The sequence below is a fragment of the Piscirickettsia salmonis LF-89 = ATCC VR-1361 genome (assembly GCF_000297215.2).
In the GTDB taxonomy this organism is placed as follows: domain Bacteria; phylum Pseudomonadota; class Gammaproteobacteria; order Piscirickettsiales; family Piscirickettsiaceae; genus Piscirickettsia; species Piscirickettsia salmonis.
The window spans coordinates 1-20,683 of sequence record NZ_AMFF02000087.1 but is presented as its reverse complement, the minus strand read 5'-3'; the positions used below and the strand labels follow the sequence as shown (position 1 = coordinate 20,683).

Sequence of the window (20,683 nt, the reverse complement as noted above, 5' to 3'; positions counted from 1 at the left end):
ATAGTTTCTGACATTGACTTCATTACTTGACTAAGCGCTGTCTCTAAATTTATTTCATCTTGATCAAGCTTCATGCGAACCCTATTTTTAAGCGGTGACCATACATGCTCTATCGGGTTTAAATCAGGAGCGTTTTTGCTTATTGTATTTTTTAACCTACTGATATTATGTCAGAAACTGTTAATCCAGCGCTATAAAATAATATCATCTTTGCAGGCGACGACATCGGAACTGTAATTTCTAGTTGTTTGATAGGTCATTGTGTACACTCTTTCGTAAGCGCCACTATAAAAGGCTGAATCTAGGCCGGTATGAGTCGAGCTTTTTATTCCTGTAGAGACTTTTGCATGGGCTCCGATTAAGTCCAAATCATTTTTTAATGGGGTCATGAGTGCTTTGACTTGGCTGAGTGAGGTATGATGCTCGGCATGAGAGAGGTCATTTTTTGTAGCAACATGAGCTGCAGTTGCTCCGGCATGCGCCACTAGGCCGCAAAGTTCTGTTTCGGTATCTGAGTTAATCTGATGACTGCCAGATTTATTGCCGGTGTGTGAGCTGTGACTATCACCGTGATGATTATGGTGTGAGTTGCCTGTGTGGGTATGGGATGAGTTACCTTGTGATTTATGTGTACTATTGCCCTTATGAATGCTGGTACTGTTACCTGACATGAGCTCGTATTTATTGCCAAAAATTTCTTCAGCTTTGACTTGATTTTTATATAAATCAGCATAGCTGGCGACAATATCTTGTACCGCTAAAAATTCGCTGTTGTATTGATTTGGGTCAATGGAAGTAAATAAGGCCGATGGGTCTTGGGCATCAGGAGCTGATATGGGTTCAGTGATTAATGTATTGTTACGTTGATAAAGGTTATTTGGTCCAGGTCCCATTTGCTGATTAGCATTGATTTTTGAGTTAGGCCCACCAAAAATATGTAATTTTAATGGGGTTTCTTCAAGGTAAGTTGCATAATCATTTTTAGTTTGATTACTCGAGCTATTGTTAAAATTACCATGAATTAGCTCATATTTCCAATTGCCAAAACCTTCACCAACTTGTGCTTCATCTTTAGTGATTTGAGTATCTGTGATAGGGGTGTTTGTTTTTTGAATTTGATTGTTTATGGTTATTGATTGCTGTTTAATATATTGCTTATAGCCAGGTTGCTTTAAGCGGATATGGGCATATTTTGGATGGTCTGATAAGGTAAATTCGGTATGTTTAGCGGTTTTAATACTATGGTCGTGTGGATTAGCTTCAGTGACAAGGTTAACTGCTTGTGAATTAAAGGCACTGCCGGTGATGATGGGACTTTCTGGATGGCCTTGGACAAAACTTAGCAATACTTCAGTGCCGGATTGTAAGGGAAAATGCATGCCATAATTCTTTCCTGAATAGGGTTCTGATTTTCTTACTGACCAGCTTTGTCCTTGATGGTTAAAGCCAAGCTTGATTTGATACCAACCCTGTTCATCTAACGGATTAATCTTGGCATCATGACTAATGTAGGCATGAATAATACCTTGAATACGGGGGATTGCTGTAATTAGAGGTGGACGATATTGCTGGGTGTTTTTTCTGAAGATTAATTGATTGTGGTATTGGCTTGTTGAAGGTGTTGAGTTTAAAATCGGATTATCTTTTGGTGCTTGTTCGATAAAATGATGGATTTCATAGAGTAAGTAATCTTGATTATAATGCGGTTGCGGATGGTTTTCTAAACTGTAGAGTAGACCCGATTTTAAGTCTATTATTGTTGATTGTGCGTTAAAATAGTGGTGTTTACTATAAATTTCTTCAGCTCTTAGTTTGGCTAAATTATTTAAATCACTTTGAGATTGGACTGCTTCGCAATATTCAGAGTGTTCACCAATGCCGGTACTATCAATGTGATGCTGCGCTGTTGCGAAACATTCTGCTTGCTTAGGTTGATAAGAATGTAATTTTATTTGTTGTGGGCACAGTGTACTGACCGCTGAAAACTCAGTGATATGTGGAAAAAGTGTCGCTATATTTAAAGTCTGGTTGTTAAAGTAAGGTAAGGTTGTCTTATTATTATTGGGCCTTTGGTGAGTGCTATAATGATCGGTAAAAACAAGGGTTTCTTTATTATCTGCTTTGAAATAATAATAAATCCCCGCGCGCTCTAGATACCTGGATAGAAAATCAAAGTCAGACTCATTGTGCTGATGCAAAATCGGATAGACTGCATATGAATTTACTAATTGTAATTGGTATTTAATATCATAAGGGGCGAGCAGTTTTTCAATCAGCTCAATAATTGAAATAATGGCATAGGCACAATGGTGAGTTTGCAGTTTTAAAAAACTTAATTTAGGTTCAAGTTCGAGTTGGTAGCGTATAGAGTGTGCTGTTGTTTGTAGTGTTTTTGTATTAAAAATATAGCCTGAAAAGTGATTGATTTTCTCTGTAGTTTTTAGCGATAAAGTCGCGGGTTGGCCTTGAAACTACTCAGGAGTGGTGGCAAGATCTGTGCAATACACTTCAATAATGCAATGGTGAGATTGGCTTAAAGATTTTTTGCAGGCGGCCTTGATTACCTGTAATTTTGGCAGATTAGCTAGGGTTAGTTCCAGGGTCGGTGCAAATTGTTGACAGGGTGTCGAGTCCATAATTGATAATTTTTTATATAAAGTGATTTATTTGCCTGTATTATAACGTTTTAATATGAAACTTTAGTGACAGCTTTATTACAGCGCCATCATATTGCTATTTTTATAAAGAAAACTGAGTGTATTTCTAAGGTGTGTGTAAGTGTAATTTGGCTTTTTATCCAGGCTGCTTTATTTTAAGTTAAAGTATATCAGTATGGGGCGTTTATTATTAATTATTGCTATTATTGCTGGGTTTTATCGTATTCAGTATTTTTTCAATGTCAATAAGTTGGACTAATTTACCTTCAATTTGGGCCGTTGCAGTGATATAGCGTTCGCTGCCTAGGGATTTTTCTGCAGGGTGAATGGCATCGTGAGAAATACAGGTAATATGTTTGACTTGGTGAACCAGTAAGGCTTGCTGGTGATTATTAGATATTGTAATAATTAGTGTTGCAGCGGCTGTTTCTTGGGTTGCTTGGCCAGATAGTATATATCCTAAATCAATGATGGGAAGGGTGTGGTTACGAATCGTTGTGACTCCAATGATAGACTCATGCATGCCAGGAAAGCAGTTTAATTTTTGTAGCGTAATGATTTCTCGGGTTTTAAAAATATCAACCGCATAATCTTGTTGATTTTTAAGTGTAAAAATCAGAAGTTCAACCTGTTTGTCAGAAGTTGTTGAATAGTGGGTTGCTGTTTGTGTTAACGTGGTCTCGGTCATGATTATCACCTGGTTACCATCATTAACAGTTAGAGGGTGAGAAATAGATTTGGTTTATTAAAAATGCGGAAAAATGTCTAAAAATAATGACACTCGTAGGCAACATATCAATGCATTACTAGATAACTATTTGAATTAAATTTATTTAAAGTTACTTTGATGCATTATTATTACGCCTGGGGCGGTTCTAAACGGTAGCCTACGCCTGAAATAGTATGAATGAGGTGAGGTGAGTTTTTTCGTGACTTTAACTTTTTACGTAATTGCCCAATATACACACGTAAATACTGTAATTTGCTTTGATACTCTTTACCCCAGACCTCTTTAAGTAATTGGCTTTGCGTGACGACTTTACCATGGTGAATCGATAGTACTTTAAGTAAGTTATATTCTTTTTGTGATAAGGACAGCGGTGTGCCTTTAAGAGCGACTTTGCGCTGTAATAAGTCCACTTCAAGATGGCCAATTTTGAGTGTAGATGTAGATAGTGATTTTTGTAATTTTTTACTGATACGAAAAGCAGCATGCAAGCGGGCCAGAAGTTCTTGAGGGTGGCAGGATTTAAGAATGTAATCATTGGCACCAAGAGAAAAAGCATGAAGTTTGTCATTAATATTATCATTATCTGAATAGACTAAGATGGGAGTTTGGGTCCATTCACGAAACGATGGAATAATATTAATAGTACTATCTTCAGCAAGATTAATTTCAATTAAGATTAAATCAGGCGGTGTTTTAGCTGCTAAATGTAAGGCGTGTTGACAGTCGTCAGCATGGGTGATTTTAAAGTGTTGTTGTAGATGCGTGATGGTGTTGGAATGTAGGGCAGTTGCCTGATTAATGTATAAAAGAGTGGGCTCGGCCATTAATTTCTCCTTTGGGGTTATTGATATGGTTATTGTTATAGACGGATGAATAATAAAGGCTTATTTCCGCTTGCTTTAACTATAAAGCTGGGAAAAGTGTCGTTATCCGGTGACTTCTGTCAGTGTTGTAACATAATGCTGTGTGTTGGCGTTAGGGAGTCGAAAGCGTAAGGCGAGCATCATGATAAGTGCACAGAAAATGCCAATGACAATAAAATCTATACCGAAGGGTAAAATATGTTTGCTGTGTCCAAAATTACCGAGATACGAAATAAGTGTTAAGCCAAGAAGGTAAGGCCATAGCCAGGTTGATTCTTTCCAGTCGATTTTGCAGGAGCGTCCCCTCGGGCTAAACAGCCGATAGCCAAAAAACAAGATTAGGCCGGCTATGAGAGCGATACTGATTTTTGAAATGGTTTCCCAGCCACTCCAGTATGACATGAGTGTGGCAATATAAAAGGCTAACCAGGCCCACACGGGTGTAAAAGGTAGTTTAAAGGGGCGTTTAATATCTGGCATTTGGCGGCGTAGTGCGAGTAAGGCAATGGGTGCAATGGCATAGGTTAATGACATTAAGGACGATAAAAAGCCAACCATTTTCTCCCAGCCAGGCAGAGGCGCGAACATGAGCATGCCAACAGCAAAGTTGACCATAATTGCAGTAATCGGGTTGCCTTGAGCGGTGATGCGCTGTAAAGAAATCGGCAAGTAGCCATTTTTACTCATGCCAAACAATGAGCGGCTGGAACTGCTGCAATACATGAGCCCTGAAGCAAGTGGGCCGGCTAAAGCGCCAATATATAATAAGGGTAATAATGTAGTTAAGTGATCTTGTTGTAACGTGGCGGCCAAAGGGCTTGTGGCACCACTTAAATCAAGGTGGTGCCAGCCGTGGGCGAGATTATTTGTATTCATTGAGGTTAAAAAGGCGGCTTGCAGCAGTAAAAAGATAATAAGGCAGATGACAATGGAACCAATAATAGCAATAGGTAATGCTTTTGCTGGATTTTTAGCTTCGCCTGCCAGCTCAGCTGCTTGCTTAAAGCCTGTGAAAGCAAAGACAATACCGCCGGAGGTAATTGCAGCAAAGATACCGTGCATGCCAAATGGAGAAAACCCACCGGCTTCTTGGTGAATTAAATGGGCAGGTTGGTGAAAATGGACGAGTATGGTGATGGCGATAATAATGGGAATAATGAGTTTTAAGTAAGTTAAGGCGTTATTAGCACGAATCAACCAATACAATGAATAGGTGTTAATTGCACTAATGACAAGCATGAGTAAGGTCGCGCTGATATAGCCCGTTGTTGTTAATGCACCTTGGCTCTGTGTGAGCGATGGGAAATAAAAGGCGAGATATTGGACGACAGCTTGAACTTCTGTGGGAGCTAAGGCCATGTATGAAAGCCAAATGATCCAGGAGAAGACGAAACTGACCAAGGTGCCATGGCTGAGTAAGGGAATACGGGTGCTTGAACCGGTGACAGGAAATGCCGTGCATAATTCGGCAAAGACAAAGGCGATGATGATGGAGGTGACTCCGCCAATTAACCATGCAATTAAAGCGGCTGGACCTGCAAGTTGCGAGGTAAAATAAGCGCTAAATAGCCACCCTGAGCCTAAGATAGCGCTGACTGATGAAAACAATAAAGCGACGGGAGATATACTGCGTTTGATTCTCAACTCTAAAACCTACTGACGTTATCAAATGATACTAAAATCTATTGAATATAAAGCGAATTTTAATTATTAACTCGCCTATAACAATAAAAAGCCGTTTATTCTTATACCATCTTTGGGGCAAGAAAGCACCCGGCGGCGCAATAAAGCAAGGATGACCAAATAAACTAAGATAATAAACTAAGGGATAATTATAGAGTATGAATAAGATTATTTGCATGCATGCTGTATGCTATGATGGGTCGGGTCGAGATTTTTATTATTGTTATGGCCTAGTTGAGAATTGAGAGAGGGCGTTTTATGCACGTGGTAGAGAAATTACAACAATTGCGTCAGTTGATGAAGCGAGATGGTGTGGATGCGTATTATATTCCTATGCAAGATCCTCATAATAGTGAATATTTACCACTGCATTGGCAGCGTTTAGCTTGGTTGTCTGGCTTTACTGGCTCTGCAGCGACGGTGATTGTTACACAAAAAATAGCCATGTTGTGGACGGATTGCCGTTATTTTTTACAGGCTGAAAATGAGCTTGATTTAAATTGCTTTGAGCTATTTCGTCAAGGTCAGCCAGAGGTGCCGACGATTGCTGCTTGGTTGGCAGAGCAAGCAGCAGGTTTTTGTTTAGGTGCTGATCCGCAAACAGTGACCATTAAGCAAACGCGTCATTTTGAACCTATTTTAAATAAAAACCGCGGTACTTTGAAGTTTACTGCTGAGAATTACATTGACCAAATTTGGTTAGAGCGTCCTGCATTGCTTAAACGTCCAGTTTCACTGTGGTCTGTAGAGTATGCGGGTAAAACTGTAGCAGAAAAGTTAGGGCAAGTGCGTGAGCAGCTGATAAAAAATAAGGTAGAAAGTCATGTATTAACGACGCTGGATGCCGTGGCTTGGTTGTTTAATATTCGTGGTGCTGACATGAGTTTTAACCCGGTTGTTGTTAGTTATGCTCTGATTGAACAAGAAAAAGCCTGTCTTTATATTGATCAAAGTAAATTGACTGAAGAACAAGCTGGCCATTTAGCTGCTGCAGGAGTTAGTACCGCTGACTATGATGATTTTGCTAATGATTTACAGCAATTAACGGGGACCGTCTGGTTAGATGCGGATGTTGATAGTTATTGGGTACTCTCTCAACTGAGTACAGCTAAAACCCAGGTGTTTGAGCAGTCATCACCTATACACTTATTAAAAGCCTGTAAAAATAGTACTGAAGTGAAAGGCATGCATCAAGCACACCACTATGATGGTTTGGCGTTGGTGAGGTTTTTTCATTGGTTAGAGCGTCATTGGCAACAAGGAGTGAGCGAGCTTGCTGTTGTGGATCAGCTTTTAGCGTTTCGCAAGCAAGCAGCGAGCTTTCAAGGCAATAGTTTTGCGACAATCAGTGGTTTTGCTGAACATGGCGCGATTATGCATTATCGAGTGAGCAAGGCGTCGGATAAGATTATTGATGATAGCAATTTATTTTTGCTGGATTCTGGTGGTCAATATCTGGAAGGAACAACGGATGTGACGCGGACGATTCATTTAGGTCAACCAACGGCAATACAGAAAAAACATTATACTTTGGTATTAAAGGGTCATTTGCAATTAGAGTATGCCTTGTTTCCACAGGGAACAACAGGAACTCAGTTAGATACTTTAGCGCGTTACCCATTATGGCAGGAAAAACTGAATTTTGGCCATGGTACTGGTCATGGTGTGGGGTGCTATTTAAATGTGCATGAAGGGCCTCAGCGTATCTCACCTAAAGCGTCGGATATTGCTTTAGAATTAGGTATGGTGGTGAGTAATGAGCCGGGACTTTACCTTGATTATCAATATGGCATTCGTATTGAGAACTTATGTGTGGTTGCTGAAAAAGCACAAGCGGATGAGAGTTTAACAGAAAATATACCGTTTTATGGGTTTGATAGCTTAACTTTAGTGCCTTATGCACGTAATTTAATCGATGTGAGCTTGTTGTCTGATAATGAATTAAACTGGCTAAATAATTATCATTGTAAAGTGTATACACGTTTAGCACCAGAGTTAACAGCAGAGCTACAAGTATGGCTGGCAGAAAAAACAGCTCACATAACAAGGTGAATTTAAATCAATAGAAAGTAATAAAATGCTAATAAAAATAGAGTAATAGCTAGAAAATAATTGTACTTAGTGTGAGTGTAAATAGATGCAAGAAGACAATGAATTTGATTACAAAAGTAAATCGCAAGTTAAGCGTGAATTACTTGAAATTACGGTAATCGCTGAGCAATTAGTCCTGTTGACGGAAATCCAAATAAAGAAAATTCCTTTAGCGGATCATATTTTGGCTCAAGTTGCAAAGGGTCGTAAGTTGAGTAAAATTGCGCGAAAACGTCATATTCAATATGTCAGTAAATTGTTGCGTAATGAAGATAACCTTAGTGAGATAATAGGTGCATTTGAAAAAATACGGAAATAACATTTATGGAAAAGCCTTGCTCAGCTGCAGCTGAGCGTAATAAAGCTGCGATTTTAGCGGTCCTGAAAGACGTTTTGGCAGATTGCAAGCGTGTTCTAGAGTTTGGTAGTGGCACAGGCCAGCATGCGGTGTATTTTGCTCGAGAAATGCCATGGATACAGTGGCAGACCGGTGATAGAAAGCAGCAACATCGGACGATTTTGGCCTGGTTAGCGGATGCAAAATTATTAAACTGTGCTAAGCCATTAAATCTAGAAGTGGATGCGAAGCAGTGGGATTGTAGTGAATATGATGTAATTTTTACTGCGAATACCCTACATATTTTATCTTGGTCTCAAGTGAAGCGCTTCTTTGAAAAAGTTGATCAGCATTTAGAAAAACAAGGAAAGTTCGTTATTTATGGGCCTTTTAATTATCAGGGGAAATTTACCAGTATCAGTAATGCTGAATTTGATGCTGTGCTTAAAGAAAATAATTTATTAAGTGGTATTCGTGATTTTGAAAAAGTTATCGATCTTGCAAAGTCATATCGCTTAGATCTTGCAGAAGATGTAAAAATGCCTGCAAATAATCGGTTGTTAATTTTAGAGAGAAAAATTAAATATTTTAAGGTTGAGTGTGAATGTGAATAGCTATTTATTTTATGATATTGAGACGACTGGAATTAATAAATGCTTTGATCAAGTCGTTCAGTTTGCTGCAATTCGTACCGATTTAAATTTAAATGAAATTTCTCGCCATGAATATGTAGTTAAGTTGCGTCCAGATGTGATTCCAGCGCCTAAAGCCGCAATTACTCACTTAATTTCACTCGATCGTTTGGTGCAAGCAGAATCTGAATATACGGTTATTAAGAAAATTCATGAATTACTTAATGAGCCAGGTACGATTAGTTTAGGCTATAATACATTGGGCTTTGATGATGAATTTTTACGCTTTTCTTTTTATCGTAATTTATTAAACCCATATAGTCACCAGTATGCCAATGGCTGTAGCCGCATGGATTTATATCCGATGGTCGCTTTGTATTATTTATATTGCCCAACTGTTTTACAGTGGCCACAAGTTAATGGCCAGCCATCATTGCGTTTAGAAAATTTAAGTGCGTTAAATCAATTGGCTGAAGGTCAGGCGCATGATGCAATGGTTGATGTGGAAGCAACGGTGGCATTGGCAAAGTGCTTAATACAGGAAAAGGCCACTTGGGATTATTTATGTAATTATTTTATTAAACGTGAAGATCAAAATCGCTTGCTGAAACTACCTCGTTTATTTGATGATGATTCGCAAAGTTTTTTGGCCATGATGATTGCAGGTGAGATGGGCACAAAAGTTAACTATCAAGCACCCGCATTATTATTAGGTGAGCATTATCATTATAAAAACCAAACCGTTTGGTTACGCTTAGATCAGGAATATTTAAAGCAAATAATTATAAGTGATTTTTCTGAAAAAATCTGGGTTAAAAATAAAAAGTATGGTGAGCCGCCATTTGTTTTACCTTTGACTGAAAAGCGCTTGGCTAAAATGTCTAAAGAACAATTGGAGTTATATCAAGAAAATAAAAATTGGCTTTTAAATAATAAATCGTTATTACAAGAAATTCGTGAATATTATTTAGATTATAAATACCCTGAGCATGAAAATGTTGATGCGATGGCTCTGTTATATCAATCTGGCTTTTATAATTATCGTGAGAAAAATTGGATTGAATGCTTTCATGAGTATTTATTAGGGCAGCAACTTTATGATCATGCGGTACCGAGTGAGCGTTTAGGTGTGTTGTCAGATCGTTTAGCCGGTTATGAGAATAAAATCCTCGCGAATGATCCGCGACAGCAATTATTTGATAGTTATGTCGATGAATGTTGGCAGGTTGAAGAGCAAAATGCTAGGCGTGATTACAAGGGTGAATGTGCCTTAACTGTTGAGGCTGCCCTAGCAGAGATTACTCAGCTTGAGGCAGATAAAGGGCTTTCTAGCATTCAACAGACACGTCTTGCTGAATTAAAGGCTTATATTCTTGGAAAAACCGAAGTAAAGCCATAATTAAGGTTAATTAAGGTGATAAGGCGAGGTTTATGCAGTGATGATATTAAAGAGTCAGTTATATTTAGGATGAAAGAGTAGATAAATCGGGATGAAATGCTTGCTTTTAGTTCTATAATATGGTTTATTAGCGAGATATAAAGACGCGCCGATTTGAGTTTCAGCTTGCGGGCGCTGTTTTCTAAAGGCTGCGGCTGATAGAAGACTGTAAATACGGCTAAAGCGATGAAGGTCAAAATGTCTTCTGATTGCATCCCTTCTTATCTAGTTAGCTCATTGTCGCAAGTTGCTATTAATAGAAGTAAGCGCTGTAATTGCACTTGAGGTGTTTTATGATTCGGTTAAACTCTGTGAGTAAATATTACTCGCTTGCAGGTGGGCAAGTTACCGCTTTGAATGATATTTCCTTGCATATAGAACAAGGGAGTATCGTTGGAATTGTTGGGCGCAGTGGTGCGGGGAAAAGTACCTTGATTCGTATGCTCAATATCCTAGAAACGCCTAGTCAGGGTGAAGTGACTATCGATGGCGTGTGTTTAAATACGCTCAATCGCAAAGAGTTACGTGCGCAGCGCCGGCAAATTGGCATGGTGTTTCAACACTTTAATCTACTGGCCTCGCGTACGGTATTTAGTAATATCGCCTTTCCCTTGGAAATTAGTCATATTAGCCACGAGCAGATTAATAAAAAAGTTAATGAGTTGCTAAAGTTAGTGGGTTTAACTGACAAGGCAACACAATGGCCGAGTCAGTTAAGTGGTGGACAAAAACAGCGTGTTGCTATCGCGCGTGCATTGGCTGTAGAACCTAAAGTATTGTTGTGTGATGAAGCAACGTCTGCCTTGGACCCTGAAAGTACCGGTTCTATTTTGAAACTATTGGAAAAGATTAATGATAAATTGGCTGTGACGATTGTATTAATTACTCATGAGATGGATGTAGTCAAGTCGATTTGCCAACGTGTTGCTGTTCTTGATCATGGCTGTTTAGTTGAAGAAAACAGCGTCCATGGCTTGTTCTCTGAGCCGAAAAGTACAGCGGGACAAGAGTTGGTTAATCATAGCTTAAATTTAAATTTGCCACGTGAGATTAAGGCAATTATTTGTCATGATAATCGTGAGAATTATTCGCCGTTGGTACGTTTGGCCTTTGTTGGCCAACAAGCGACCTATCCGGTTATTTCTGTATTAGCTGAAAAGTTTGCTCTAAAAGTAAATATCCTCGAGGCACATTTGGATATGCTAGCGGGGTCTCAAGTTGGCATTATGCTCTGTCAGCTTGATGGTGATGATGCAGCAGTGTCTGCATCTATTGATTATTTACGCACTCATCAGATTACAGTAGAGGTACTAGGTTATGTCCCAAGCCACACTACAGCTATTGTTTAGCTCAACACTTGATACGGTTTATATGGTTTTTGTTGCTGGAATTATTGCGATTGCATTAGGGTTGCCGATTGCCATTGCGTTAACTTTAGCGCGTCCTGGCTCTCTTTACGAAAACAAATCACTATATCGGTTATTGAGCTTGATTGTGAATATTGGCCGCTCCGTGCCTTTTATTATTTTAATGGTGGCCATTATTCCACTAACACGCTTTATTGTCGGTACATCAATAGGCACAGAAGCGGCAATGGTGCCTTTATCGATTGCAGCGATTCCTTATTTTGCCCGTATTGCAGAAGGTAAATTACATGAGCTAGACCATAGTTTGATTGAACTCTCAGAGGTTGTTGGCGCTAATGTTTGGCAGATAATTACAAAAGTGATGTTGCCCGAAGCATGGCCGGCATTGGTTAATGGCATGACGATTTTATTTGTCTCATTGATTGAGTATTCAGCGATGGCAGGAACGATTGGTGGCAGTGGTCTTGGTAATATGGCGATTCAGTATGGTTATTATCGCTTTGATTTAAAAGTGATGTTTCTGGCAGTTGCTGGCCTGGTGATTTTAGTACTATTAGTGCAGTGGTTTGGAGATTTTATTGTAGCGTCTAGTATGAAACATCGTCAGAGGAGAAATCATGGAAATTAATTCTAATTTTCTTGTTAAGCATAGAGTTAAAATTATTACTGCTGTGATTGTATTGGTCATTTTAGCTTTGATTTTTCATCACAAGAAAACACCGGAAAATTTAATTAAAGTAGGTATTACCGCCGGGCCTATGCAGCAGGTGATGGCGGTAGCAAAAAAAGAGGCAATAAAACGCTATGGTCTGGACATTGAACCTGTGGTTTTTAATGATTATCAAACACCTAATGAAGCCTTAGCATCCGGTGATATCAGTGCAAATATTTTTCAGACGGTTGCTTTTTTAAACGATGCAATGAAACAACAAAATTATAAGTTTAAAACTATTGCTAGGACATTTATTTATCCGATGGGAGTTTTCTCAAAAAAAATAGATAATTTAACTATGCTAAAAAAAGGTGCGATAGTTGCTATTCCAAATGATCCAAGTAATGAGGACCGGGCACTGCGTTTATTAGATCGCGTGGGCTTAATTAAGCTAAAAACTGACTTTAATGGTTTAGCGTCTTTGCAAGAGATGACTGCTAATCCTAAAGAGTTACAAATTAAAACATTAAGTGCAGCGCAATTGCCGCGTGTTGTTCCAGATGTGGATATTATTGTGTTAAATAATGATTTTGTTAAAGATGCTGGCTTTAAATTTAATGAGGCTTTAGCTCATGAAGATCCAGAACATGCAGAGTCTTATATCAATGTTATTGTGGCACGAGCTGATCAGGCAGAAAATAAAAAATTAAAAGAATTAGTTCAAGTTATGCGTAGCCAGGCTGTTGTAAAAGTAAATAATAACTATTTTCCTGGTGCAATTAAGGCTTGGAAAGTTGATTAGTTTTATGTAAGTTTAATAAATAATGCTAAGACTTAGACTATAAGTTATTTTCTATAAGTTATTTTGCCATTTATAAATAGCTTATAGTGAGTATAGTCTTGGCATTATATAAAATATAAAACAGTAAAAATATAAGATAGGTAAAAGGATTAAACGTTTTTAAGGAATACAAGGTCCCCAGAGCTCTTGATAAAAGTGTGAATCGCCGCCGTGGCTGATGCACAGGTGTTCAATAATAAGCAATGTGATTTTGCTAAAGTCTTCTTGGTCTAATTCTAATACTTGAGGTGTGGGTAAATTACATAACTTAGAGACCAATTGAATAATATTATCAAGTTTATTCTCAGAGTAACGTGCTTCTTGAAGGTCTGCGACTTTAGCACGGCGGATATTTACACAGGTGATTTTTTTGCCACGAGAGTGTAATGGATGCTTGAGTAAGTATTTTTGCATGGTTCCCTACAATACAATTAAAAAGACTGAAATAAAAAGCAAGCACTTTTATTTTTCCTAAACGAAAGTGCTTGCCTGGTTAGTGAGAGTAAGTTATTTTTAAAACTTAGGCAATAACCTCTTCTTCTGTTTTTGGTGTAGGTGTTATGCTTGGTGTGGTTAATGTTTTGCTTGCAAAAATAAAACCAGGCTTAGAGATATTCCAATTAGGCTGAATAAAACCAATGTTTTCAAGTGTGCTAAGTGCCATGGTTAAAGAGCGTTTAAATGTGCTCATATTGCTGCTGGCAGAGCCACATAATTTATAAAGCTCATCAATTTGTAGTGGTGGGAGCTGATTGAAGGTTGACCAATAGCCATAGAGCCAACTTGTCAAACCTTGTGGTAGGCTATTACGTTCTTTAATGTTGAGTGTTGTTAATGCATCGGCGGCACAGAGATTTGCATATTCATCGCTAAAAATTAAGGTAAATGCCTTGGTTTTTGCGCTATAATCAAACGAGTTAAGCTGTGTTGTGGTAAATTTTTTATGGCCGAAGACAATATCAAAAGTGACCTCAGTAAAGCGCTGAAAACTATTATTAATTGCACGGCGTTGTGAAGAGCCATCGGTAGTATTAAGGCCGCGAAGAATCTGCTGTAGGCTAACAACGAGTTCTTGGTTATGACCTTGATTATTATCTTTTGTTAAAAGTGCACTAAATAAAACAGCCATGTCATGTTGGTCAAGCTGCTCACCCGTGATTTTCATAGTGTAGTGATCTGTTGCAATAAGGTTTTCGCTGGTGTATTGCTTACGTTTTTGTGAGCGGTTACGTACACTAAATAAAGAAGAACGCAAATAAAATTCAGGGGTTTGAATTATTGCTTTAAGGTTTGGGGTGTTGGTGTATTTTTTTTCTGCTGCTTCCATATCCATAATCCTATTTTATTGTTATGAAGCCATCGCTTCCTGTTGCTTGGGTTTTAATTGTTCAATATCGTACAGCAAAATGACGATTAACAAGTAGCTTAACATATCATGAAAGGCATTATTTTGCACGTAAATATCCACAGATTAATCCCTTTGTTTTTATATATCCCATTGACTTTAAATTAGTTATTTTTTTGGTCTGTCATATTGCAATGTTTTTGGCTTATTTTCTTAGAAGCTTAGCATTAACTTGATCGTTATGCTTTATCTAAATGAAAATAAACCAGAGAATTTTTAGAGCGTTTTAATGTGTATTGATTTTTAAATCATCAGCACTAAAGCGATATTGTTGATTACAATAATCGCAGGTCATTTTAATGTGGCCATCTTGCTCTAATAAATCATGACATTCTTGAGCGGGCAATGTTTTAATTGCCGCAATAAAATTTGTTTTTGAACATTGGCATTTAAAGTTGACTTTTTGGGCTGGAAATAAGCGGGCTTGCTCTTGGTGGAAGAGACGGTAAAGTAATGTTTCATTATTCAGCGTTAATAATTCTTTATCGGCAATAGTGTGTGCAAGGGTTGTTAAATGTTCCCATAAATGCAGAGATTCTTGGTTATTATCATGTGGGAGTTGTTGTAATAATAAAGCGCTAATATGATTAGTGTCACTGGCTAACCAAATACGTGTGGCAAGTTGTTCTGAGCTGGCAAAATAATGCTCGATGCAGGTGCTTAGTGTATCGCCGGTTAGAGCGACAACTCCCTGATGGCGTTGTGTGCTGTCATCAGGCTCCATGGTGATAACGCAGTGGCCTTGTCCGACTAGCTCAGAAAGTTTTGCTGCGTTTATAGCTTGAATAGATTGTTCATCAAAGTGAGCAACACCACGAAATTCGAGTTTATCATTGCATTGGGCGACCAGCATTTTTAATGGGCCATTGCCCTGTAGTTGTAAAGTAATTTTCCCAGTAAACTTAACGATGTTGCGCATTAATACTGTTACTGCTAAGGCTTCACCTAACAAGTTGCGAATAATAGCCGGGTAGCTGTGTTGTTGAACAACCTGGCGAAAGCTTTGGTTTAAATGGACGAGCTGACCTCGAACTGGGCAATTATTAAATAAAAAGCGTTGTACCGAATCATACTGGTGCATGCGCGATTCCTACTTATCCTAAATCATTAGTATTAATATTATGAATAGTTTTTAACTTGCAACTGTTATTTTATAATAATGTAAAAAAGTGCATTTTAGCAAAACATACCTGAAAATGCACATTATTTGGGTATGAGTATTTCTTTTATATAAGCTATGTTGATTGCGTTAATTTGTTTATTAATGCGCTTACTGAAGTTTTATGACAGTGATGGACGGATTGACCCGCCCAAAGTGATAGATAGTCAGTGTTGTTTTGACTACCTGCTAATTTACGTAATGGTTGGGTCAGTGCATTTTGTACCGGGTAGGGCAGTGGTTGAATGTTTTCTAATTCTTCAAGTTGTTTTAACTGTTCGATAAATGAATTAGCAATTCCTCGTGCGAGTTTGCCTGAAAAAGCACGTGTTAAAACCGTACAGTCATGTTTAGCTTGGATGAGGGCGTTTTTATAGCAAGGTGCAATGCCGGATTCATCACAGCTTAAAAACAGGGTGCCGATTTGTGCGGCGATCGCACCACTGGCTATGACCTGCTTGATATCGCTGTGGTCGGCGATACCGCCTGAGGCAATCAATGGTCGTTTAATTTTTGCACTGTGTACTTGCCGAATCAGTTTTAATATGGGCGTTAATGAATTTTCTTCAGAGCCAATAAACGTGCTACGATGCCCTCCGGCTTCAGAGCCTTGTAAAACGATGGCGTCAACACACTCAGCGAGTAATGCTGCTTCCTCAATAGAGGTGGCGGTACCTAAGATAATCGTCCCTTGTTGCCTAAATTCTTTTAAAATTTCACTGTCTGGGATGCCAAAAGTAAAGCTAAATACGGGAACTTTTTCACGTAATAAAGTTTCCACTTGATGATAAAAGTGTTGTGCGAATTGCGTTGGAAGCTCACTGGGTACTGTTTGGCCGAGCTGCTGATACAAGGGTATTAAGGCATGTTGCATTTTTTGCAGTTGCTGAGGATTGATAGTAACGCTATTTGGCACAAATAAATTAATGTTAAATGGGCGTTCGGTCTGTTGCTTAATGAGTTGAATCTGTTCGCCAATTGCTGTGGCCGAGAGATAACCTGCACCCATAGAACCTAAGGCGCCCTGGTTGCAAACGCCACAGATCAGTTCAACGGTTGTCGCCCCTCCTGCCATCGGTGCTTGAATAATTGGGTATTTGAGCTTGAGAATGTCAAGGATATCCATATTGATTAATCCTGATTATTGAGTTGAGTTAATTTGACTTTTTGAGTGGTTTATTGGGCTTTTTTTTTATACTGTTTATGTTTGTGTTTTAACCACTCTATCAGCATCGGTGATACCGATAGAACAATGATGGCCAAGATAACGATAGAAAAGTGCTGCTTGACAGCAGGGATATTGCCAAACCAAAAGCCTGCGTAGGTTAGTGAGGTAATCCATAACAGGGCGCCGATAACACTGTAGCTGAGAAAATAGCGATAACTCATGCTGCCGACACCGGCAGCAAAAGGTGCATAGGTTCTAATTATTGGGATAAAGCGGGCGAGAATAATAGTTTTGCCACCGTATTTTTCGTAAAATCCATGGGTTTTATCAAGGTAGGCTTTTTTGAAAAAACGGCTATTTTCATATTGAAAGACTTTGGGGCCGATGAGCTGGCCGATAAAGTAATTGGTATTATCCCCTAAGAAAGCCGCAGTGACGAGTAATGGAACTAAGAGGTGAACATTCATACTGCCAAGTGCGGCCACAGAGCCTGCGGCAAATAATAATGAGTCGCCAGGCAAAAATGGCGTGACAACTAGGCCGGTTTCACAGTAAATAATCAAGAAAAGAATGGCATAGATCCAAAGTCCATACTCGGCTGAAATTTGCGCGAGATGGTCGCTCAGATGGAGTAGAACATTAAGAAGCTGTTGAAAATCCATAACGGTCAAACCTAATATTAATATGCAGAAACAAGTGTTTTCGGTGGTGAGTATACCTTGATACTCTTAATTAGGTTATCTTGAATAGAGAGGATTTCAAGGGGGTAGCCTTTAATATTAACACAGGCCGGCGCGCTTGGAATATCTTCTAAATACTCGACGACGAGGCCGCTTAACGTTCTCGGTCCATCGGTAGGAAGTTCTATATTAAGTAACTTATTCAGCTCGCGAACACTCATGCTACCTTCGACAAGATAGCTATTCGTATTATCTTTGCTGTGATGGACTTGTTTATGTTTAGCAAGGGCTTCTTTGGAAAAATCGCCGACAATTTCATCAAGAATATGATTGAGCGTAATCAGGCCGATAATATCACCATATTCATCAATGACGAGGCCAATATGTTTTTTAGTCTGTTGGAAATTAATGAGCTGGCTATATAAAGGTGAGCCTTCTGGGATAAAATAAGGAGGTTCGGCAAGCTGTTCGAGGTTGTCTTTAGAAAATTGATCTTGGGCGAGTAAAGACAGTGATTTTCTGACTGGCAGAATGCCGATGATATTGTCTATATCATCACGGTATAAAGGTAAGTAATTATGTTTGCTTTGTAGTAATTCGAGCTTAATGTGTGCCAGCGTGTCTTCTAGATCAATGCCGATAATCTCATTACGTGGTTCCATCACATCATCGACATCGATTTTTTCAAGATCGAGTACGCTAAGTAGCATATGTTTATGCCGCGATGGCATGCGTAGACTTTCTTCGTTAACGACTGAGCGCAGCTCTTCGCGTGATAAGGTATCTTTGAGTGTTTTTTCACGAATACCAAAGGGCAGTAGGACGATGCTTGCAGTCGTGTTAATCAACCAAACCGCAGGATAAAATAGCTTGAGCAATAACGTTAAGGGGTGAGATACACTAAAAGAGAATTTTTCTGCCCGCAATGCTGCAAATGTTTTTGGTGTCACTTCAGCAAAGATCAGTACGACTACAGTAAGCAGCACAGTGCCGATGGCAATACCTATATCACCAAATAAACGATCCGCGATCACTGTAGCCACAGCGGAGGCAAGAATATTGGCAAAGGTATTACCAAGCAAAATAACGCCAAGTAAGCGGTCAGGGCGTGAGAGTAATTTTTGTAAGCGCTTGGCTGCCCCGTGACCTGAGCGCGCTAAGTGACGCAAACGAAAGCGATTGAGCGACATCGAGGCGGTTTCTGAGCCGGAGAAGAATGCTGAAATTAAAATAAGTACAACCAGCACTAAAGCTAGTATAGAAATTGGTATATCGTTCACGGGTTGTTACTATCCTTTTTTAGGATTAATTGAAAGTTGATTGTTTTAGCCACTAAATTATATTGCTTTTAATGAGTATATTCATGAGTTTTCTGCTAGGTTTGTTGCTTCTCTCTACTTTGGTTTCTCTTGTACTTAGGTTTTGTTTCTTGTTGATACGGTTTATAATCCACTTTCTTTATACTGTAATTTGCAAAGCGCAGCAAGATCAGGCGCGGCAAGCTTTAAATCGACTGTGTCTTCGATAAGGCACGTAACATTTTGGATTAAGTGATGTTTCAAAGTTTAAGTGATCGTTTAGGTGCGACACTAAAAAAAATTCGCGGCCAAGGCCGCTTAACTGAAGATAATGTAAAAGATGCAGTCCGTGATGTGCGCATGGCGCTTTTAGAAGCGGATGTTGCGCTGTTAGTAGTGAAGGATTTTGTTAAGCGGGTGCGTGAAAAAGCCGTGGGCCATGAGGTCTTAAAAAGCTTAACGCCCGGTCAGGCATTTGTTGGCATCGTTAAAAATGAGCTTACGCATTTAATGGGTGAGGAGAATGCAGACTTAAATCTGAATGCTCAACCGCCTGCGGTGATCTTAATGGCGGGGTTGCAGGGGGCGGGTAAAACCACCACCGTGGCTAAATTGGCACGCTTTTTAAAAACGGAGAAAAAAAAGTCCGTGTTGGTGGCCAGTGCTGATGTTTATCGACCTGCTGCGATTAAACAGTTAGAGACCTTGGCAGGGCAAGTGGAGGCTGATTTTTTCCCCAGTCATGCTAATGAGGACCCGGTTAGAATTGCAGAAAACGCGATCAGTGAGGCGAAGCGTCAATTTAAAGATGTGGTGATTATTGATACGGCTGGTCGTTTAGCCATTGACGATCAAATGATGGATGAAATTCGTCGTGTTCATGATGCGATTAACCCTATTGAAACTTTATTTGTGGTTGACTGTATGCAGGGCCAGGATGCGGCCAATGTGGCTAAAGCCTTTAATGATGCCTTGCCATTAACGGGCGTGATATTAACCAAAGTTGATGGTGATGCCCGCGGTGGTGCGGCCTTGTCGGTACGTCATATTACCGGCAAACCCATTAAATTCTTAGGGATGGGTGAGAAAACTGAAGCCTTAGACCCTTTTCATCCAGAGCGCATGGCCTCACGGATCTTGGGTATGGGTGATGTCGTCAGTTTGGTGGAACAAGCTGAAAAAAGTATCGATAAGGCACAAGCGGAAAAGCTAGCCAAAAAAATTCGCACCGGTAAAAAATTTGATTTAGATGATTTTCGTGATCAGCTTAAGCAAATGGAAAAGATGGGTGGTGTGTCAGGCTTAATTGATAAGTTACCAGGCATGGGCAATATGTCTGAGAAAATTAAATCACAAGTTGATGATAATAGTTTTAAGCGTTTAGAGGCGATTATTAACTCGATGACTAAAGGTGAGCGGCAAAAGCCTGAAATTATTAAAGGCTCGCGCAAACGCCGCATTGCTGCGGGTTCCGGTACCCAGGTTCAAGAAGTCAATCGCTTGCTCAAGCAGTTTGCGCAGATGCAAAAAATGATGAAAAAAATGTCAGGCAAAGGGGGCATGATGAAAATGATGCGGAGTATGAAAGGCATGATGCCGCCGGGAACAGGTGTATAGGTAAATATAAACATCCTCATTCCAAACTTTAAACTCTAAATTCTAACGCTGCGAGCCATGGAGTG

The 20,683-nt window shown here is 39.3% G+C and carries 17 protein-coding genes and 1 pseudogene; 8 read left to right on the top strand and 10 right to left on the bottom strand.

The genetic code is table 11. The features are described from left to right. Positions 1-191: 191 nt before the first annotated feature. The 4 genes and pseudogenes from C200_RS09170 to C200_RS09155 all read right to left on the bottom strand — a co-directional run. Positions 192-2,453, bottom strand: a pseudogene (locus tag C200_RS09170) (type VI secretion system Vgr family protein); the annotation flags it as partial. Between the two features lie 394 nt (positions 2,454-2,847). Then, positions 2,848-3,345 (bottom strand): chemotaxis protein CheW, encoded by a 498-nt coding sequence (locus C200_RS09165; RefSeq protein ID WP_016210079.1) that lies wholly within the window; start codon positions 3,343-3,345, stop codon positions 2,848-2,850. A gap of 170 nt (positions 3,346-3,515) precedes the next feature. Beyond that, positions 3,516-4,211 carry a response regulator transcription factor gene (locus C200_RS09160; RefSeq protein ID WP_016210095.1) on the bottom strand — a complete coding sequence of 232 codons (696 nt, stop codon included), beginning with the start codon at positions 4,209-4,211 and terminating at the stop codon, positions 3,516-3,518. A 102-nt stretch (positions 4,212-4,313) separates the two neighbouring features. After that, the gene (locus C200_RS09155) at positions 4,314-5,894 is read right to left on the bottom strand and encodes an APC family permease (protein WP_032126603.1); all 1,581 of its coding nucleotides are present in this window, start codon (positions 5,892-5,894) and stop codon (positions 4,314-4,316) included. A gap of 297 nt (positions 5,895-6,191) precedes the next feature. Between C200_RS09155 and C200_RS09150 the strand changes: the two genes are divergently transcribed. The 7 genes from C200_RS09150 (at position 6,192) to C200_RS09120 (ending at position 13,252) form a co-directional block, all read left to right on the top strand. Continuing rightward, the gene (locus C200_RS09150) at positions 6,192-7,985 is read left to right on the top strand and encodes an aminopeptidase P family protein (protein WP_016210093.1); all 1,794 of its coding nucleotides are present in this window, start codon (positions 6,192-6,194) and stop codon (positions 7,983-7,985) included. 85 nt (positions 7,986-8,070) lie between these two features. Continuing rightward, positions 8,071-8,343, top strand: coding sequence for a dual-action ribosomal maturation protein DarP (locus tag C200_RS09145; RefSeq protein WP_016210081.1), 273 nt, complete (start codon positions 8,071-8,073; stop codon positions 8,341-8,343). A gap of 5 nt (positions 8,344-8,348) precedes the next feature. Further along, a complete protein-coding gene (locus C200_RS09140; protein ID WP_016210094.1) occupies positions 8,349-8,975 on the top strand; it encodes a DUF938 domain-containing protein in 627 nt (208 codons plus the stop codon). Then, complete coding sequence (locus tag C200_RS09135) at positions 8,968-10,392, top strand: exodeoxyribonuclease I (protein WP_230383349.1); 1,425 nt, start codon at positions 8,968-8,970, stop codon at positions 10,390-10,392. The genes C200_RS09140 and C200_RS09135 overlap by 8 nt, the downstream gene beginning before the upstream one ends. Positions 10,393-10,724: 332 nt before the next feature. Then, positions 10,725-11,780 carry a methionine ABC transporter ATP-binding protein gene (locus C200_RS09130; RefSeq protein ID WP_016210086.1) on the top strand — a complete coding sequence of 352 codons (1,056 nt, stop codon included), beginning with the start codon at positions 10,725-10,727 and terminating at the stop codon, positions 11,778-11,780. Continuing rightward, positions 11,749-12,426, top strand: a complete 678-nt coding sequence (locus C200_RS09125) for a methionine ABC transporter permease (protein WP_032126605.1) — start codon at positions 11,749-11,751, stop codon at positions 12,424-12,426. Before C200_RS09130 ends, C200_RS09125 begins: the two co-directional genes overlap by 32 nt. Beyond that, on the top strand, positions 12,416-13,252 hold the full coding sequence (locus C200_RS09120) for a MetQ/NlpA family ABC transporter substrate-binding protein (protein WP_016210084.1): 837 nt from the start codon (positions 12,416-12,418) through the stop codon (positions 13,250-13,252). The genes C200_RS09125 and C200_RS09120 overlap by 11 nt, the downstream gene beginning before the upstream one ends. A gap of 159 nt (positions 13,253-13,411) precedes the next feature. Here C200_RS09120 and C200_RS09115 read toward each other — a convergent pair whose 3' ends face one another. From C200_RS09115 to C200_RS09090, 6 genes are all read right to left on the bottom strand, one after another. Next, positions 13,412-13,705 (bottom strand): phage tail assembly protein, encoded by a 294-nt coding sequence (locus C200_RS09115; RefSeq protein WP_016210080.1) that lies wholly within the window; start codon positions 13,703-13,705, stop codon positions 13,412-13,414. Positions 13,706-13,811: 106 nt separating this feature from the next. After that, positions 13,812-14,618 (bottom strand): replication initiation protein, encoded by an 807-nt coding sequence (locus C200_RS09110; protein ID WP_122940784.1) that lies wholly within the window; start codon positions 14,616-14,618, stop codon positions 13,812-13,814. Positions 14,619-14,922: 304 nt separating this feature from the next. Continuing rightward, entirely contained in the window at positions 14,923-15,777 is an 855-nt protein-coding gene (gene hslO, locus C200_RS09105; protein WP_016210083.1) for an Hsp33 family molecular chaperone HslO, read from the bottom strand. Between the two features lie 154 nt (positions 15,778-15,931). Continuing rightward, a complete protein-coding gene (locus tag C200_RS09100; protein ID WP_016210082.1) occupies positions 15,932-16,981 on the bottom strand; it encodes an NAD(P)H-dependent flavin oxidoreductase in 1,050 nt (349 codons plus the stop codon). Between the two features lie 50 nt (positions 16,982-17,031). After that, positions 17,032-17,685 carry a DedA family protein gene (locus C200_RS09095; RefSeq protein ID WP_016210087.1) on the bottom strand — a complete coding sequence of 218 codons (654 nt, stop codon included), beginning with the start codon at positions 17,683-17,685 and terminating at the stop codon, positions 17,032-17,034. Between the two features lie 17 nt (positions 17,686-17,702). After that, positions 17,703-18,983 carry an HlyC/CorC family transporter gene (locus C200_RS09090; protein WP_016210097.1) on the bottom strand — a complete coding sequence of 427 codons (1,281 nt, stop codon included), beginning with the start codon at positions 18,981-18,983 and terminating at the stop codon, positions 17,703-17,705. A 273-nt stretch (positions 18,984-19,256) separates the two neighbouring features. Between C200_RS09090 and ffh the strand changes: the two genes are divergently transcribed. After that, complete coding sequence (gene ffh, locus C200_RS09085) at positions 19,257-20,618, top strand: signal recognition particle protein (protein ID WP_016210096.1); 1,362 nt, start codon at positions 19,257-19,259, stop codon at positions 20,616-20,618. Positions 20,619-20,683 lie beyond the last annotated feature (65 nt).